The organism is Phycisphaerae bacterium, assembly GCA_012729815.1.
In the GTDB taxonomy this organism is placed as follows: Bacteria; Planctomycetota; Phycisphaerae; order JAAYCJ01; family JAAYCJ01; genus JAAYCJ01.
The window spans coordinates 15,496-33,410 of record JAAYCJ010000014.1 but is presented as its reverse complement, the minus strand read 5'-3'; the positions used below and the strand labels follow the sequence as shown (position 1 = coordinate 33,410).

Genomic DNA, 17,915 nt, shown 5'->3' with positions numbered 1-17,915 from the left:
TTTTGATTTTTGGTATTTGATATTTTCAATTTTCATTTCTTCTTTATCCCCTCCGCGTGTTCCGCGTGATCCGGGCCGTCTTAAAGGGAAGTGGAATCGACGGCGGAGGTTTCTCTTTGGCGGGTGCGGGTCGTCAGGCGGCGGGGAGGGTGAAGTGGACGGTGGTGCCCTGGCCGGGCTGGGAGTCGACCCAGATTTTTCCGCCGTGGCGTTCGATGATCTTCTTGCAGAGGGCCAGGCCGATTCCGGTGCCGGGGTATTTCTGGCGGTTGTGGAGGCGCTGGAAGATGACAAATATCTTGTCGAAGTATTGCGGATCCATGCCGATGCCGTTGTCGGCGACGTCGAATTGCCACCAGCCGTCGGCGCGGCGGGCGGCGATGCGGATGTGCGGCGGGGCTTCAGAGCGGAACTTGAGGGCGTTTTCGATCAGGTTCTGAAAAACCTGGAGGAGATGGGTGGGGTCGGCCAGGACGGCTGGAAGCTCGCCGACGTCGACGCGGGCGTGCGTTTCGTCGATGGTCATACGCAGATTTTCGAGCACAGCGGCGACCACGTCCGCGGCTTCGATCGGCTGGGGCTCCTGGGCGCGAGTGGTAAGCCGCGAGTAGTCGAGCAGGTCCTTGACGAGGGCCTGCATCCGCAGGGCTCCTTCGACCGCCACGTCGATGTAGTGGTAGCACTCGCCGGGCAGTTTATCGCCGCAGCGGATCTTGAGGAGCTGGACGAAGCTGGTGACCATGCGGAGGGGTTCCTGGAGGTCGTGGCTGGCCACGTAGGCGAACTGCTGGAGGTCGGCGTTGGAACGTCGCAGTTCCTCGACCGTCCGGGCCAGTTCGGCGGTCCGCTGGTGGACGCGGCGTTCCAGATCGTCGTGGGCCGCCTGTAAGGCTCGTTCCGCCTGGCGTTGCTCGGTGACGTCGGTGGCGGCCAGCCGGAGTTCGGTGATGTTATCCTGGTCATCGCGCAGAGCCAGGCCGTCGAGGCGGGCGATGAGAAATCTGCCGTTCTCGGCCTGACGCATGGTCAGCTCGCACGAACACGGGCGATGGGTCTTGAGCAGGCGGTTGCGGAAGCCGTAGAAACTCTCGATCTCGTTGGGCCCGACGAAGTTGCTGAACGGACGACTGCGGAGGAAGGCGCGTTCGTGGCCGAGGAGTCGGGCGGCGGCCTGGTTGGCGTCGACGATCAGGTTGTTCGGCCGGAGGGTGAAGTAGGCCACCGGGGCCAGGTCGAAGAGCTCCCAGTATCGCCGCTGAGAAGTCTCCAGATCGATGTGAGCGCGGCGGAGCTCCTCGTTCTGCATTTCCAGTTCAATCTGGTGGACCCGCAGTTCATGGAGGGCCCGTTCGATTTCCTCGGTTTCGGTGGGCACGCGGTCGCCGCGAGCGGCCAGTTCCCGCTCGGCCTGCCGACGGAGGTCGGTTTTGTGCTCGTTGTGGTCGGCGTTATCGGTCATGGACAAGGCTCCGAAGAAGAAGCCAGGAGGAAATGCCAATGGAGAATGCAGAAGGCAAAATGCAAAGTGCAAAATGAGAAGAGGTGGCGTGCCCGGCGATGGGGGCCGCCGGTGTGTCGTCAGGCCTCTTCATTCTGCATTTTGCCTTCTGCATGTTGCATTTTGCCTTCACCGCCCTTGCGGGGGGGATGGTTCATTCTTGTCCCTCCTTTGGGACGATTTCGATGGCCAGCAGGATGAGTTGTCCGCGTTCGGTCTGGCGTTGGATCCGCCGGGCGTTCAGGAGCATGATCTTGGTCTGTCCGTCCGGAAAGCGGTGTTCAACGCGGAAGTCGTTGAACTCCTCGTTTTGGGGAACGATCTTTTCCAGCAGGTGGCGGAGTTGATCGCCGGCCCACTGGCGATCGTCGAGTTCATACACGTGCTTTCCGGAGGTTCGCTGAGGGTCCAAACCGAACTCGCGGAAGAACGCGTTGTTGGCTGAGACCACCCGCAGGCTGTCGTCGAGGACGACCAGAGGCTCGCGGACGGTGGCGATGACGCTTTCGGCGTAACGCTGGGCGTCGCGGGCCCGCTCCTGGACTCGCTTGACCTCGCTGATGTTCTGGAAGGTCAGGACGACGCCCTCGATGACGTTGTCGGCGGTGCGGTAGGGCAGGATTCGCAACTGGTAGCAGCCGCCGTCGCGGGTCCGGACCTCGAGTTCCTTTTTGTCGAGGGTGTCGATCACGTCGCGGGCCTGGTCCAGCAGGTCCACGTCAATGAGCTGCGAGGTGAGATCGGTGATGACCCGTCCGTGGTCGGCGTCGATCAGGTTGAAGATCCGCTTGGTCGCCGGGGTGAATCGCTTGATGCGGAGCCTGGTGTCGAGGATGAGGGTGGCGATGTCGGTGGCCCCGAAGAAGTTGTTGATGTCGTCGTGGGCCTCGGTGAGGGCTTCGTTGCGGCGGTGGAGTTCGGTATTGACCGTCTCGAGTTCCTCGTTGGCGCTCTGGAGTTCCTCGCGGGAGGCCTCGAGTTCCTCGTTGGCGCTCTGGAGCTCTTCGTTGTTGGCTTGAAGCTCCTCGTTGGCGCTCTTGAGTTCCTCGTTGGAGGTTTCGAGTTCCTCGATGGTGGCCTGGAGGTCCTGGCGGGTGGAGTTGAGCTGGTCCTGGAGGTCTTGGTGACGGGCGTCGGATTCGCGGTCGCGGTCGGCCTGTCGGGCCTCCTCGTCATCAGGTCCGGGGTGCTCCTCGAAGGTGACCAAAAGGAGCCGCGGGCCGCCGCGCTGGCGTTCGAGGGGGCTGATGGTCAGGTCGGCGTTGAAGAACCGCCCGTCGGTGCGACGGACCGGGATTTGTTCGCAGCGGACGGGCTTGCCTTCGCTGCGGGCCTCGCGGAGGGCGACGGTGAGGCGGTAGAGCAGGCTATCGCGGGCCATGGCGAGGAGGTTGAACGCCGGCTCGCCCTGGGGAGGGCGGAGGAACTTGTCGGTCTCGCCGTGGAAGTAGAGGACGTTAAAGTCGTGGTCGAGCAGGACGGCGGGCGGGGCGTAGCGGTCCATCATGGTCCGCCGCAGGACCTCGCGGGCGTCGACGGGCGCGGGCGGAGCGGGCCGATCCTCGCGATCACCGGATCGGGTTTCTTTTTCCCGCGGTTTCTCGCGGTCCGCCATGGCGATCACGCGTCGGAGTCTTGGCGGCTCGAGGCCGAGGATGGCCTGGCGGAATTCCTCGATGTGCCGCTCGCTGGAGACCGGTTCGACCCGGTAGATCTTCCACCTCTTGTCGACCGGGGCGTACATTTGGAGGAAATCGCCGACGCCCTCGGAAGTGCCCAGAAACAGGCACCCGCCTCGGGCCAGGCTGTAGTGGAAGACGGGGAGGATGGTTTTCTGGAGGTCCTGGTCCATGTAGATCAGGAGGTTACGGCAGGTGATCAGGTCGAGTTGGGAGAACGGCGGGTCGCGGGTCAGGTCGTGGACGGCGAAGACGACCATTTCGCGGATTCGGTTGACCACGCGGTACTGCTCTTCCTTCTTGACGAAATACTCCTTGAGGCGCGCGGGCGTCAGGTCGGCGGCGATGTTGGGCGGGTAGCAGCCGTCGCGGGCGGCGTCGATGCCCTCGGGGCTGATGTCGGTGGCGAAGATTTTGATCGGGATCTGGCGTTCGAGGCGGTCCATGGCCTCGGCGAAGAGGATGGCCACGGAGTAGGCCTCCTCACCGGTGGCGCAGCCGGGAACCCAGACGCGGATGGGTTCTTCCGGGTCACGGTCTCGCACGATGGGCGTGACCACGTCCTCCTGGAGGGCAACCCAGGCCTCCGGATCGCGGAAGAAGCTGGTCACGTTGATCAACAGGTCGCGGAAGAGGGCCTGGACCTCGTCGGGGTTCTGGCGGAGGAATTTGACGTACTCCTCGATATCGGGAAGTTGGTGGACGGCGATCCGCCGCTGGATCCGCCGACGGATGGTGTTCTGTTTGTAGTGGACAAAGTTGTGTCCGGTCTTGGCCCGGACGATCTGGATGATCCGCTGGACGTTCTTTTCGAACTTCCGCTCGTTGGTCTCGCGTTCGGCGGCCGGCGTGGCGCCGGCGGCTGGGTGGTCCACGTAGCGGAGCAATTCCTCGGCCATCCGGCGGACGGGCAGGACCATGTCGGCCAGCGCGGTGGCTACGGCGCTGCTGGGCATGCTGGCGTATTCAGCCTCGTCAGGATCCTGGACCATGACCACGCCGCCTTCGCCCTTGATCTCCTTGAGGCCCAGCGTCCCGTCGCTTCCCGCTCCGGAGAGGATGACGGCGATGGCGCGGTCGCCGAACTCAGCGGCGAGCGATCGGAAGAGGTGGTCGATGGGCATGCGGCTGCCGCGTTCCTCGCCGGAGGCTTCGAAGTGGAAACAGCCGTCGCGGAAGTCCACGTCCCTGCCGGACTGGACGACGTAGACGTGATCGGCCTGGAGACGGGCTTTTTCCTGGGCCTCTTCAACGGTGATTTCGGTCTTTCGGCGGATCAGGGCGTCCAGGACGCTGCGGTGGCCCGGCGCCATATGCTGGAGGATGACGAAGGCGATCTTCGAGCCCTGCGGCATTTCGGAGAAGAACTCCTCGATGGCCCGGACCCCTCCGGCTGAGGCCCCGACTCCGGCCACGAACAGGGCCGGACGGGGTTGGGCCTCTTGGTCAGCCTGCTCGGGGGGCTGGGAAGTCTCCTGGCTTTTGGATTGATCCTGGCGGCCCTGGCTGAGCCATTCGTCGGTCGGCTGGACGTCTTCGCCCTCAACCTGTTGGCGTTCCGAGTCTTGCGCCTGGTCTGGAGCCTCGGACCGGCCCTTGTCGGCGGCCTCTTGCTGGGCCTGATCGTGGGCCTGATCGTGCTCTGGCGTCGGTGCCGGCGATTGGTCGCCATCAGGCTTGTTGTGGTCCGGTTTCCTTCGTTTCGACGACGTCATCGGTGCTCCTTTGCCGGTTGGCGGACGCTGCCCAACCCGCGCAACGGCCTACCCTCCACCGTCTGATCGCTGATCGGTCTTGAGGCCCCGGCTAACCTGCCACACCCGGTTCGTTCCCACCCGATACCGTACCAAATTCATCAGGGTTTGCAAGGAGTTCCCCACGCTGCGAATCACCCCGACCCTGTATTGTAGGCCCGGGAAGACGGGAAGTCAGGGGGGCGGAGGGGAGATGAAAAATGAAAATACCAAACAGCAAGATGCAAGATGGGGCATGCTCCCGCCCCGTCGGTTTGGCAACCCTTGAGGCCGGGTCGAGAGATGCGTATAATCTATTAGAGAGAGTGTTCCAGGCGGCCGCTCAGCCGTTGGCTGGGAGGAAAGTCCGAACCGGACCGGGCGCGGTGGTGGATAACGTCCACCGGGGGTGACCCCAGGGAAAGTGCCACAGAAAAGATACCGCCCGTCGGCGCTTCGGCGTGGACGGGTAAGGGTGAAAAGGCGAGGTAAGAGCTCACCGCCCCGGCGGCGACGTCGGGGGCACGGCAAACCCCACCGCCGGCAAGGCCAAATAGGGGACGACCGGGCGCGGAAGCGTCCGGACGAGGCGGCCCGTCTCGTTCGAGTCCCGGGTAGGCCGCACGAGCCTGTCGGCAACGGCGGGCCCAGATAAATGGCCGCCCTCCCGAGCGATCGGGAGACAGAATTCGGCTTATGGAACGCTCTCTTTTTTTGCGCGCGGCGGGTGAGGGAGGGGGGATGGGGAAAAGAACTCAGAATTCAGTGGTCAGAAGTCAGAATGAAGGAAGACTCCGCCGGGGGCGGCGGAGCTACGTTATTTATTTCGTCGTTGGTTTTCGGATGGCGGGTGAACCTCGCCTTCGGCGAGAACCTCCCGCCCTACCATTGCGTGGGCGGAGGCGGATCGGTAGACTCTCCGCTAACACCGAAGGCTTTGAGTGAAGGATTTTCGCGATGAGCAGTGAGATGGGCTTGTTGCTGGCGACGGCGGCGTCGATCGGGTTTTTCCATACGCTGCTGGGACCGGATCATTATCTGCCGTTTATCATGATGTCGAAGGCGGGGCGCTGGTCGCTGCCGAAGACGACTGCAGTGACGTTCGCATGCGGAGTGGGGCATATCGGCAGTTCGGTGGTGCTGGGGTTCGCGGGAATCGCGCTCGGCGCGGCGGTGGACAGTCTGGTGGAAATCGAGTCGCATCGCGGGCAGATCGCGGCGTGGGGGCTGATCGCGTTCGGGTTCGCGTATTTCGTGTGGGGTCTGCGGCGGGCGTACCGCAATCAGCCGCACCGCCACTGGCACGAGCACGGCGAGCAGGAATCGCACGTGCACGAGCACACGCACCACCAGGAGCACGTTCACGTCCACAGCCAAGAGGCGGCGGTGAGCATGACGCCGTGGATTCTGTTCACGATCTTCGTGTTCGGGCCGTGCGAGCCGCTGATCCCGGTGCTGATGTACCCAGCGATCAAGAACAGCCTTTGGGGCGTGGCGGCGGTGGCCGGCGTGTTCGGGGCGGTGACGATCGCGACGATGATGGGCGTGGTGCTGCTCTCGTCGGCGGGCCTGTCGTTCGTGCCGCTGGGCAAGCTGGAACGCTACGCTCACGCTTTGGCGGGGCTGGTGATCTGCGGTTCGGGTCTGGCGATCCAGTTTTTGGGATTATAGACAAGACCCGGAACAGAGACGTTTCTCACCGGCCTTCGGACGGCCACCGCGGCGGCGGATTTGTGGAGTTTTTGGGTGGTCTGGGCGGGCGGCGGGTGCTAGGATTGGGAGACTTTTTTCAGGAGCTTGACCAATGAAGCGTTCACTGATCGCGGCTGGGGCGTTGACGGCGGGACTGGCGTGGCTGATCGGGTACGGCAGTTGGGAAAGCCGGGCGGATGAAGGAACCACAAAGGAGACGACCATGACGGATCAGAAACCGACGACCAGGCCGAGCGAGCAGGCTTCGACGCAGCCGGCGACTCAGCCGACCACCCAGCCGAAGGCGCCGCAGGTGGTGCTCGAGACGAGCATGGGCCGGATCGTGCTGGAGCTGAATGAAGAGAAGGCGCCGATCACAGCGAAGAACTTCCTGCGGTACGTCGAAGAGGGGCATTTCGACGGGACGATCTTTCACCGGGTGATCCCGGACTTCATGATCCAGGGCGGCGGGTTCACGCCGCGGATGGAGCAGAAGCGGGTGCACAAGCCGATCAAGAACGAAGCCGCGAACGGCTTGAAGAACCTGCGCGGCACGATCGCGATGGCGCGGACCGCCGATCCGGACAGCGCGACGGCGCAGTTCTTTGTCAACGTGGCGAACAACGATTTCCTGAACTATCGCGGGGCGCGGAATCCGGGCTACGCGGTGTTCGGCAAGGTGGTCGAGGGGATGGACGTGGTGGACAAGATCGTCGCGGTGCGGACGACGAGGGTCGGACCGCACGAGAATGTGCCGGCCGAGCCGGTGGTGATCGAGAAGGCGGAAAAGAAGTAAGAAGGCGGAAGTCAGAAGCCAGAATAGAAGAGGTCGCTGTTGGGCGGCCTCTTTTTTTATGGGGCGGGCTGGGTGGTCTGGGAGAGGAAGGTATCCAGCGAGGCCAGGGCGCTGTGGATCTGCCGCATTTGGGACGGCGGGAAGCGGCGCAGGGAGTTTTCGGGAAGGGCGTCGTTGAGTTCGAGCGCGGTGGTAAGACGCTCTTTGGCCTGGAGGGCGAGGCGGGCGGCGCGGTCGGGCTGAGCGGGCTCGAGGGCGACGGCGTGCTGGTAGGAGGTCAGGCCCGCGGTGACCCAGAGCGAACGAGAGCGCGGGGCCAGTTCCAGGGCGCAGTCGAGGAGCGTTTCGGCCTGGGTGTAGGCGTGATCGGCGCGGGTCGGGCGGGTCTCGGCGAGCAGGAGCCATGCCTGGGCCTCAGCCCGCCAGAAACGGTAGACTTGCGGCGCGCGGCTGCGGGCCTGCTGGAAGTGTTTGACCGCCTGCGCGATCAGAAGCTCCGGAGCGACGCCGGGCTGGGCGAGTCGCAGCAGCCGCTCAGCGGCCTTGGCGGGCGGGTGCGGGTCGAAGGGATATTGCTCGGTAAGCTCGACCAGGCGTTGATACGGCTGATCGAAGGCGGGATCGCGGGCGGGCGGTGAGTCTTCGGCGTCGGCCACCGCGGTCTCGATGCGGGCGGCGGGCACGACAACGTAGATCAGGAACAGCAGGGCCAGGACGGCCAGACCGGCGGATTTGGCCAGGTCGCACTTGGGCGTCGTGAGCGATGTCTGCGGGGGCGCCGCGGCGAGCGCCAGGCCCGCTATGAAGAAGAACAGGAACTGGTTCGAAGGCTCGAAGAACGAGAAGTTGACCAGGTTGCCCGCGACAAAGAGCACCAGCGCGCCAGCGAGGAAGACCAGCACCGGCGGATCGACGAGCTTGCCGCGGCCGCCGAAGCGGTCGTCGATGTCGCCAAGTTCGTCGAAGCGGAGCGACGAGAGGGTGAAACTCAGGGCGAAACCGAGGATGTAGGGCCAGTGAAGCGCCAACAGGATCAGCGGGTTGTCCAGGCCGGTCTGGTTGAACGCGACGGCGAAGATGTAGATGCCGGCGAGGATGATGAGCATCAGCGGGCCGGCGCGGGGCGGCTGCGATTCGAGAACGGACAGCGGCGGCGAATCGGCGGCGGCGGAGCGGGCAAGGCTGTAGAAGATCGCCAGCGGCAGCAGGACGATGCCGAGGCCGCCGAGGATGCCGAATTCGGTGAAGCCCTGCACGATGAAATTGTGCGGCGAGAGAACCTCCTCTTCGGCTTCGGGCAGTTTGTAGCGCATGTAGTGATAGCCGAAGTTGCCGGGCCCGACGCCGGTCAGCGGATGGTCGAGGAACATATGCCAGCCGGCGGTCCAGTACTGCCAGCGAAACGCCATCGACAGCGTCGGCAGCGTGTTTCGGGCCAGGCCGTGGCCGATGACCGCGGCGAAACCGGCCAGCACGATCAGCAGCGCGACGAGTGCGGCCAGGTTGACCCGCCGCCGCAGCCGCCGCCCAAAGAGCAGCAGGATCATCGAGGCCATCAGCGCAATGCCCAAAGCCATCATCGCGCCCTTGCTGTAGGTGATGACCAGGGCGGAGGCGATCAGCAGCGACAGCAGCACCTGGACCGCCAGCCAGGTCTTCTGGTACGGCCCGGCCCGGTCGCGAAGGCGGTTGGCGACGGCGGCGAGGCTGACCATCAAAAGGAAGGCCAGATAGGCCCCGCCGAGATTGCCGTGAAAGAAGAAGCCGCCGTTGTCGCGGCTCAGCAGGCGGGCCTCGTAGAGCTTGACCGCTGGGTCGTCGAGCGCCTTGCCCTGACGAGCCCAGAGCTGCTCGCGGGTTTCGAGGTACTGCGTCCAGGTCTGGTCGGTCTCGTAGAGTTCGCGGCTCCAGGTCTTGAGGGCGAAGATGGTTCCCAGAGCGACCAGGGCGATCAGGGCGAGCCGCACCTTCCACGGCCGGTCGGTCAGGCGGAACGTCGCGTGCATGAGCACGAGGCACACGACGAAGCCGGCGGCGTAGTTGAGGGCAACGCGATGGTCGGCGGCGAACCAGGTCGAGACGATCAGGCCGGCGACGAAGAGGATCTCAGCGGCCAGCAGCAGGTTCAGTCGCGGCCGACACGGGCAGACGATCCACGCAGCCGCGCCAACCAGCAGGACCACCAGACCCATGACCGCCGCAGCGGTCAGATCGTAACCGCCGCCGAAGCTGCTGTCCATCTGGCCGGAAGGGCTGGTCCAGCGGAGTTGGCTGATGGAGGCGACGCCGATCACGATCAGCAGCATCACGAACAGGGCGGCTGAGAGCTTCTCGCGGACCGGGTTGTGCGGTCGGGCCGTGGCGTTCATGTCACTTTTTCGGCTGATACTCCAGAATGCCGATGATGGCGACGATGCAGAGGGTCTGGAGGAAGATGAGCATCGCGTACGGCCAGGCGACCTGCTGAAGGACGATCGCTCCGACGGCGGTGGCGCCGCAGGCCAGGTAGATGGTCAGCACCACGTCGCGCACCCGCAGGCCGCGCTGCAGCAGGCGGTGCGAGAAATGCCGGTGGTCGCCGACGAACGGGCTCTTGCCCGCCCGCAGCCGGATGACGATCACCGAGAAGAAATCGTAGAGCGGAATGGCCATGATGATAAGCGGAATAAAGACGGCGGTGCGGAGCTGATCGGGCGACTGCTCCTGATAATAGGTGGTCAGGATGGTGCCGACGGCGAGCAGGAAGCCAATGGGCTGGCTGCCCGCGTCGCCGAGGTAGATGCGGGCGGGCGGGAAATTGTGAAGCAGGAATCCGATGATCGCCCCGGCGAAGCAGGCCAGATAGGCTGAGACGAAGATCTGGCCCGAGCCGACGGCGACGGCGATCAGCACGGCGGTGCAGATAAGGGCGACGCCGGAGGCCAGGCCGTCGGCGTTGTCCAGGAAGTTGAAGGCGTTGGTGATGACCACGATCCACAGCACGGTCAGCAGCGAACCGAGGATCGGCGCGGGCAGGAAGACCGTCGCCTGAACGTCGAACCCGAAGACCACCAGACCGGCCAGAAGGAACTGGACGAGGAGTTTGAACCTGGGGCCGAGATCCTTGACGTCGTCGAAGACGCCCAGAACGAGGAGGATCAGCCCGCAGAACAGGACGCCGGCCAATTGATGGAGCCGCAAGGCCAGGCCTTCGCGGTGCACGGCGAGCCAGTCGAACGCGGGAAACGAGGCGTAGACATCGGAGAGCACCGCGGCGATCCCCGCCGCGATCAAGGCGATCACCGTCAGCACGACGGCGACGCCGCCGCCCATCGGCATGGCGCGCGGGTGGCTCTTGCGGCCGCCGGGACGGTCCATATAACCGAGCGCCGGGGCCAACACCCGCATCAGGTAGCACAGGCCGAAACTGACGACCGCTGAGGGCCCGGCGATCAGCAGGAGCATGCGGGCCAGCGTGGCGGTGGAAGGGTCATTCATGGGAGCTTTGCGTTTCCTCCATCTGCCGCTTGAGTTTGTCGCGCATCGGTCGCCAGAACGAATTATACCGTCCGGAGGCATAGTCCGGATAGGTCCAGGGCCATTTTTCGTAGTCGCCCTTGTGATAGCGGAGGGTGACCTCAGCCCATATCCCGTCGCGCAGGTAGAGACGGTGGGCGTGGCTCTTGGTGGTGGCCAGAACGAGTTGGCCGAGGGTCAGATAGCCCGCGTCAAGGTTGACCGCCCGGCCGGACTCAGGATTACGCAGCTCAGCCGTCAACTCGGCTTCCAGGTCGTTGGTGCGGTGCTTGACCGCCGGCAGCCCGGCCGGATCGAAGAGGGATTCGAAGCTGACGATACGACGGACCAGATTCTCGCCCATCTCGGCCTTGTAGTAGTCGGTGAACTCGAAGGAGAAATCGGGACTGACCAGATCGATGGGGCCGAAACACTCGATCAGCCGCCCGTCGATCCGGTCGACGCGGCCGGCAACGTCCGGCGCGACGAGCATCGCGACAAACAGCTTGGCCGGCGGCGGTGGTCGAAGTTCGCCCATCGTCAATCCTCCAGGTCCCTTTGGTCGGTGTAGAGGAATACGTCGAGGCGGGTGGTCAGCGGCGTTTCGGGATGGACGAGGATCGGCGGCGTCCGGTCGCTTTGGGCGTGCTGTTTGGGCAGGCCGGTGACCGGCTCGACCGCGCAGGCGTAGCGGGTGTCGAAGTTTGGCGCGCCGCTGTTTTGGTTGAGGCCCTGCCAAATCCAGATGACGCGAAAGAGCTGGTGATCGAATCGCAGACCGACACCGAAGCCGCGTTTGTGGCTGAACAGGCCACACCGGCCGGATGAGAGGTTGAGGCGATAGAACATGTTGTGGACGCCGGAGCCGGGCGGAGCGAGTTGGAGCATCGAGTCGTCGCCGTCGATGTAGTCGCCGCCGGGCAGTTGGACGCGGCAGGTCTCGTCGAGGAACGGCGGTCCAAAGGTCGGATGGTGGCCCCAAAGGACCGGCAGCGGCTGGTTGGCGAGATTCTCGACGCGCTCGTCGAGGGCCAGGACGGGCGAGTCGGCATCGAGGGTCATGGTGCGGGTCAGCCGGAACGGGCTGAGCTGCATCCGGGCCGACAGCCGGACCGAGACGCGTTGGGGGGAGTCCTCGATGATCTCGTGCCGCCAGGCGAGCAGGCGGGCCTCACCGTGGAACGGCTGGGCCTGGCCGAAGTAATCGCCCCAGGCGCTGGCCACGGGAAACATCTCGGGCCAGACGGTCATGTACTTGCCGAATTCGCGGCCGAGAGCGGGCGCCTCGCCGGGCCGGAAGGGAAAGGTGGGATACGGCTGGCTGAGGCATTCGCAGGCCGCGTCCTTGTTGAACAGCGAGACGATGTCCGCCCCCTTGCCGGCCAGGCAGACCGCGCGGAGACGCTCGTTTTCCAGAACGACCACCGGTCCGCCGGCGAGCTCGAGCCGGTCGGATACACGCGCTCCACTTCGACGATCGAATATCCAGTCCACAGAGGTTCTCCCGGTTCGATGGTGTCAAGCCGCGCAAACAGGCCAGAGAGCATTATAGCGAGAGGCGAACAGGCGGACCAGAAAGGAACCGCTTGCGGCGAACGGCTACTGCCCTTCCAGGATTCCCGTCTTGTTGAATCCGCCGTCGATGAAGAGGTCGTTGCCGGTCATGTAGCTGGAAGCTTCGGAGGCCAGGAAGATCACCGGCCCGACCAGTTCGCGCGGTTCGCCCCAGCGGTTGAGCATGCAGCGGGCGGCGCGGCGGGAGGCGATCTGCGGATTGGACCAGCTCTTGCGGGTCATCGCGGTCATAAAGTAACCGGGACAGAGGTTATTGACGCGGATGTTGTATCTGGCCCAATCGGTGGCCAAGGCTCGCGTGAGCTGCTGAAGGGCGCCCTTCGAGGCCTGGTACGCTGGGTTGTTGGGAAAGCCCTGGGCGGCGCCGATGCTGGTGATATTGATGATCGAGCCGGACCGCTGCGGGATCATGTGGACGGCGACGAGCTTGGCGAGTTTGAAGGCGGCGTCGACGTTGACGTCGAAGGTGAACCGCCAGTCGGTTTCGGCATACTCGTGCGACGGCCCGCCAACGCTGACCCCGGCGCAGTTGACGAGAACATCGATCCGCCCGAACTCCCCTGCCGCCTTTTCGACCAGCGAGATAAGATCGTCATTGTTGCGCAGGTCGGTGGGCACAGCCAGGGCTCGGCCGCCGCGCTCGGCGACGGCCTGCTCAACGCTTTGCAGTTCGTCCGCCAGGACATCGGCAAGCACCACGGCGCGCCGACCGCAGCCAAGCCTTCGGCAATGGCCCGTCCGTTGCCGCGGGCGGCGCCGGTGACGATGGCGACCCGGCCGGACAGGTCGAAGAGCCGTGCGGCGTCGAACTGCACCTGATCGGTCATGACGCTGTTCCTCGAATGGATGGCTGCGGAGCGATGGCGCCCTTTTACGATGGTCGGTCAAACCGCCCTCAGCCGGCGCCACCGTCCCCATGTCTCACAGACATCATTCCTCAACGCGATACACGGAGGTAATGAAGATGGCCTCCACCGGCACGTCGTCGTGCGGACCGACGGAGGCGGTCTCGACGGCGACGATCTCGTCGGCGACGTCCATGCCCTCCAGCACGCGGCCGAAAACGGCGTAGCCGGGCTTCGCTTCGCTCGCGTAGTTGAGGAAATCGTTGTCCACCACGTTGATGAAAAACTGCGAGGTGGCGCTGTCGGGTTCGGTGGTGCGGGCCATCGCGATCGTGCCCCGCACGTTCCTCAAGCCGTTGTCCGACTCGAGGACGATCGGGTCGTGCGTCTCCTTCTCTTCCAGCTCTTCGGTGAAGCCGCCGCACTGAACCATGAAATCGGGAATCACGCGGTGGAAGATGGTGGCCTCTTTGCCGTCGGTCCCGTCGTAGAACCCCTCATCGACGTAACTGAGGAAGTTTTCGACGGTGACCGGCGCCAGCTCATCGTCCAGTTCGACGAGAATATTGCCTTTGGAGGTTTCGATCATGACCTGGACGCCCGCGCCGCCGAAGGAGGCGGTGATGGCCTTGTCGTCGTCCATGACCAGATCGGCGCTCTGGTTGGACGAGGACAGGTCGCCGGTCCAATCGAGGAATCGCCAGCCGTTGGCGGGCGTGGCTGAGACGGTCACGGTCTGGCCGACGTCGTAGAAATGATCGCCAACGGCCGGGCTGGTGGTTCCCTGGCCGGTCGCGGCCACGCTCAGGCGATACTGGCGGACGAAGACGGCGGTCACGCTGCGGGTGGCGGACATGGTCACCGTGACGGGGTTGTCCGTCCCGGTCACGTCGCCCTGCCAGCGGTCGAACCGCCAGCTCTCGCCCGCCGTGGCGGTCAGCGTGACCTGCTGGCCGTCGGCGTAGCTGTAGCCTCCGACGGCCGGATCCACGGTGCCCTGGCCGATGGCCGAGACGGTGAGGGTATATTCGGCCGCGTCCTCCTCGAAGATCGCGGTGACCGTCTTGGCCGAACCCATCGTCAATTCGACCGTCGGCGAGGTGCCCTGGGCGTCGCCCTGCCAGCGGACGAAATGCCAGCCGGCGGCGGCGGCGGCGGTCAGGCTGACCGATCCGTCGGCAGGATAGCTGTGAGTCCCGGCGGCGGGATCGGTGGTCCCCTGGCCGCTGACGGCGATGGTCAGGTTGTATGCGTCGCTGTCCTCTTCAAAGACGGCGGTGACCGTCTTGTCGGCGTCCATGGAGACGGTCGCGCTGGGTGTGTTGCCGGCGGCGTCCCCTTCCCATCGAACGAAGTGCCAGCCGTCGGCGGCGGCGGCCTTCACGCTCACCTGCGTGTCCCTCTCATACTCGTGCTGACCGACCGCCGGATCGACCGTACCCTGGCCCTGAACCGCGATGGTCAGCGTCTGCGACGTATCCTCCTCGAAGACGGCTTTGACCGTCTTGTTGCCGGTCATGGTAACGGTGGTCGCAGGGTCGGTCCCGCCGGCGAAGCCCTGCCACTCGACGAAGCGCCAGCCGTCGGCGGCGGTGGCGGTGAGGTTAACGATGGAATTCGGATCGTACCCATGCGCGCCGGATGAAGGGTTAACGCTGCCCTGGCCCTCGACTTCCACGGTCAAGGTGTATTGAAGCACACCCTCCTCAAAAACCGCGGTGACCGCGCGATCGCGGTCCATGACCAGTTGCAGCGTATCGCCGGTGCCCTGACCGGAGCCTTCCCATCGGACGAAGTGCCAGCCGGCGGCGGGCTCCGCCACGAGGACCACGGAAGTCCCGGCGTTGTAGGTGAGGGTGTCCGGGCTGACCGTGCCATGGCCCTCGACGCTGACCGTCAGGAGATACTCCTGATTCTTGGCCAGGTTGTTGACGGGACCGTTGCAGGCCCCCAGGAACGCCGCCGCGGACACAGTAATCAGGCAGATCGCCGCCGAAGGGAATCGCCGCATACTCGGGTTTCTCCTTGGTCTCCAAAGGGCTTGTCGGTCATTGCAGTATATGCGATTGCCGAGCCCAGATCAATGATCAGGCCACCACCTATCAATCATAATGCTTGATTATAATATTCAGTATTGGCCGCCGCCATAGAAAGACCCGGCCGCGAACTGGCGACCGGGTCAGAAGTTACTGGTCCATTGGAAGGACTACGACTCCCGATATAGTCCGAGCATGGCGAATCCGAAGGCCACAGCCAGTCCGACGACCATGGCGGTCATGAGGCATCCGCCGATGGGAGGAACGTCGCCGTTGGTTTCGTTGGGGTCGGACGGCTGGTTGGGATCATTGGGATCAACCGCCTCGGCTTGGAAAACGGCGGTGACCGACTTGCCCGCGTTCATGGTCACGGTGGTGTTCGGGTCGGTCGCGGAGATGTCACCCTCCCAGCGGATGAACTCCCAGTCTTCGGCCGGGGCAGCCGAGAGGGCGACCTCGGTTCCGCTGTCGTAGGCATGCTGGCCGGCAGCGGGCGCCGTCGTGCCCTGGCCCTGGACGTTGACGGTCAGCGTGTACTGGGCCGCGTCCTGCTCGAAGACCGCGGTGATCGACTGGCTGGCGTCCATCGTCAGCGATGCCGTGGCGGTGGCGCCCGTCAAATCGCCCTCCCACCGGACAAAGTGCCAGCCCTCGACGGGTGTGGCCGCGACGATTACCTCGGTTCCGTCCGCGTAGCTGTGCTGGCCGGGAACCGGATTGGTCGAGCCGCTGCCCTGGACGTTGACGGTCAGGACGTATTCGGCGGCGTCCTGCTCAAAGACGGCGGTGACGCTCTTGCCGCGGTCCATGGTGACGGTCAGGGTTGGCGCGGTTCCGGTCGCATCGCCCTGCCAGCGGACGAAATGCCAGCCGTCGGCGGCGGTAGCGGCAACCTCGACCGCGGCGTTTGCATCGTAGCTGTGCTGACCGGCATTGGGATCGGTGGTCCCGTCGCCCTGGACGTTGACGGTTAGCGTGTACTGGGCCGCGTCCTGCTCAAAGACCGCGGTGACGGACTTGCTGGAGTCCATGGTGACCCCAACGTTCGGATTGACGCCGGACACGTCGCCCTCCCACCGGACAAAGTGCCAACCTTGTGCGGGCGTGGCGCCGAGGTTTACCTGGGCGCCCTGATCGTAGGTGTGCTGACCGGCGGCGGGCGTCGTTGTGCCCTGGCCCTGGACGTTGACGGTCAGCGCGTATTGGGCGGTGTCTCGCTCGAAGACGGCGGTGACGGTCATCGCGCTGTCCATGGTAACCTGGGTGGACTCCTGGGCGCCGGAGGCGTCGCCTTCCCACCGGACGAAGTGCCAGCCGCCGGCGGGCGTGGCGGTCAGCGGGACGGCGGCCCCTTCATCATAGGTGTGCTGACCGGCGGCGGGCGTGGTCGCGCCCTGACCTTGGACGTTGACGGTCAGCGTGTACTGGGCGGCGTCCTGCTCGAAGACGGCGGTCACCGATTTGTTGCTGCTGATCGTGATGGAGGAGGAGGGACTGGTTCCGGCGACGTCGCCCTGCCAACGGACGAAATGCCAGCCGTCGGCGGCGGCGGCTGAGAGAGGAACGACCGTCCCATCGTCATACGTGTGCTGGCCGGCGGCCGGCGTGGTCGTCCCCTGGCCCTGGACCTGCACTGTCAGGGCATACTGGGCGGCATCCTCTTCAAAAACGGCGGTGACGGCCTTGTCGGCGTTCATGGTCACCGAGGCGGCGGCGCTGGTGGCCGACACGTCGCCCTGCCAGCGAACGAAGTGCCAACCGTCGGCGGCGGCGGCCAAGATCGCCACTTGGACGCCTTCGTCATACGTATGATCGCCCGCGGCGGGCGTGGTCGTGCCTTGGCCCTGGACGCTGACGGTCAGGGTGTATTCGACGCCGACGATGTCCGGATCGAGAATCGCGACGGTATCGGGCGGCTGAGTGGTGCCGTCGCGGGCGGGATCAAAGACATTGAAGGTCGCGTTGGTGATGCTCGGCGGATCGCCGGTGAACGTGCCGTGGCCCAGTTGAACGGGCACGGCGACCTGACCGTCGGCGGGCACGTAGACATCGGCTGAAACGAGCGCGGTCAGATCGACCGCCTGGTCGCCGATGTCGTACACGATCTGGGCTCCGTTGGGATCAAACGTATTCTGGGCGGCGCCCAACGTGGTGACGCCGGCCCCGCTGTCGCTGCGGAACAAAACGAAACCGGCCAGCGGCGTGGTGGTCTCGCCCGCCTCGTCATAGGCCATCGGACCGTCGTTGTACAACTCCGCCACGTTGCTCAGCGTGACGTTGTAGAGGGCCAGTCCGGCGCAGGTCCCAGCGACGTCGTCGACGCACTCGGCCAGCACGCGGTACTCGTTGGCCGAAGCGTCGATTTCGAGCCAGACATTGACGGTGGCGGCATTGGCCCAGCAGAAAACGGACAGAAACGCAGCCGGCAGCATTATTGACGGTTTCATGGCTCTCTCCTCAGCAAGCACAGCGACGGGACATCGCCCGCCCCACGACCTCATTTGGCAGACCCCCACGAGGCACAGAAGTAAGACGGATTATAAAGCAGTTCACAGGCGGCTGCAAC

The 17,915-nt window shown here is 64.8% G+C and carries 11 protein-coding genes and 1 other RNA gene; 3 read left to right on the top strand and 9 right to left on the bottom strand.

The window, feature by feature from the left end:
* Positions 1 to 133 precede the first annotated feature (133 nt).
* Both GXY33_00865 and GXY33_00860 read right to left on the bottom strand, forming a co-directional pair.
* Positions 134 to 1,459 carry a PAS domain S-box protein gene (locus GXY33_00865; protein ID NLX03672.1) on the bottom strand — a complete coding sequence of 442 codons (1,326 nt, stop codon included), beginning with the start codon at positions 1,457 to 1,459 and terminating at the stop codon, positions 134 to 136.
* A gap of 193 nt (positions 1,460 to 1,652) precedes the next feature.
* On the bottom strand, positions 1,653 to 4,892 hold the full coding sequence (locus tag GXY33_00860) for a PAS domain-containing protein (GenBank protein ID NLX03671.1): 3,240 nt from the start codon (positions 4,890 to 4,892) through the stop codon (positions 1,653 to 1,655).
* Positions 4,893 to 5,233: 341 nt separating this feature from the next.
* Between GXY33_00860 and rnpB the strand changes: the two genes are divergently transcribed.
* The 3 genes from rnpB (at position 5,234) to GXY33_00845 (ending at position 7,398) form a co-directional block, all read left to right on the top strand.
* An RNA gene (rnpB, locus tag GXY33_00855) (RNase P RNA component class A) lies at positions 5,234 to 5,622 on the top strand.
* A gap of 245 nt (positions 5,623 to 5,867) precedes the next feature.
* Positions 5,868 to 6,581 carry a hypothetical protein gene (locus GXY33_00850; GenBank protein NLX03670.1) on the top strand — a complete coding sequence of 238 codons (714 nt, stop codon included), beginning with the start codon at positions 5,868 to 5,870 and terminating at the stop codon, positions 6,579 to 6,581.
* 244 nt (positions 6,582 to 6,825) lie between these two features.
* The gene (locus GXY33_00845) at positions 6,826 to 7,398 is read left to right on the top strand and encodes a peptidyl-prolyl cis-trans isomerase (protein ID NLX03669.1); all 573 of its coding nucleotides are present in this window, start codon (positions 6,826 to 6,828) and stop codon (positions 7,396 to 7,398) included.
* A gap of 56 nt (positions 7,399 to 7,454) precedes the next feature.
* Here the strand turns inward: GXY33_00845 and GXY33_00840 are convergent, their stop codons facing one another.
* The 7 genes from GXY33_00840 to GXY33_00810 all read right to left on the bottom strand — a co-directional run bounded on the left by GXY33_00840 (position 7,455) and on the right by GXY33_00810 (position 17,796).
* Positions 7,455 to 9,767, bottom strand: coding sequence for an O-antigen ligase family protein (locus tag GXY33_00840; protein NLX03668.1), 2,313 nt, complete (start codon positions 9,765 to 9,767; stop codon positions 7,455 to 7,457).
* A 1-nt stretch (position 9,768) separates the two neighbouring features.
* Positions 9,769 to 10,875, bottom strand: a complete 1,107-nt coding sequence (locus GXY33_00835; GenBank protein ID NLX03667.1) for an undecaprenyl/decaprenyl-phosphate alpha-N-acetylglucosaminyl 1-phosphate transferase — start codon at positions 10,873 to 10,875, stop codon at positions 9,769 to 9,771.
* Positions 10,868 to 11,431 (bottom strand): DUF4416 family protein, encoded by a 564-nt coding sequence (locus GXY33_00830; protein ID NLX03666.1) that lies wholly within the window; start codon positions 11,429 to 11,431, stop codon positions 10,868 to 10,870. Before GXY33_00830 ends, GXY33_00835 begins: the two co-directional genes overlap by 8 nt.
* Before the next feature lie 2 nt (positions 11,432 to 11,433).
* Positions 11,434 to 12,387 (bottom strand): DUF4432 family protein, encoded by a 954-nt coding sequence (locus GXY33_00825; GenBank protein ID NLX03665.1) that lies wholly within the window; start codon positions 12,385 to 12,387, stop codon positions 11,434 to 11,436.
* Positions 12,388 to 12,492: 105 nt separating this feature from the next.
* Complete coding sequence (locus GXY33_00820; GenBank protein ID NLX03664.1) at positions 12,493 to 13,167, bottom strand: SDR family oxidoreductase; 675 nt, start codon at positions 13,165 to 13,167, stop codon at positions 12,493 to 12,495.
* 231 nt (positions 13,168 to 13,398) lie between these two features.
* Positions 13,399 to 13,956 carry a peptidyl-prolyl cis-trans isomerase gene (locus GXY33_00815; protein ID NLX03663.1) on the bottom strand — a complete coding sequence of 186 codons (558 nt, stop codon included), beginning with the start codon at positions 13,954 to 13,956 and terminating at the stop codon, positions 13,399 to 13,401.
* A 1,563-nt stretch (positions 13,957 to 15,519) separates the two neighbouring features.
* Positions 15,520 to 17,796 carry a hypothetical protein gene (locus GXY33_00810; protein ID NLX03662.1) on the bottom strand — a complete coding sequence of 759 codons (2,277 nt, stop codon included), beginning with the start codon at positions 17,794 to 17,796 and terminating at the stop codon, positions 15,520 to 15,522.
* Between the last annotated feature and the right edge of the window lie 119 nt (positions 17,797 to 17,915).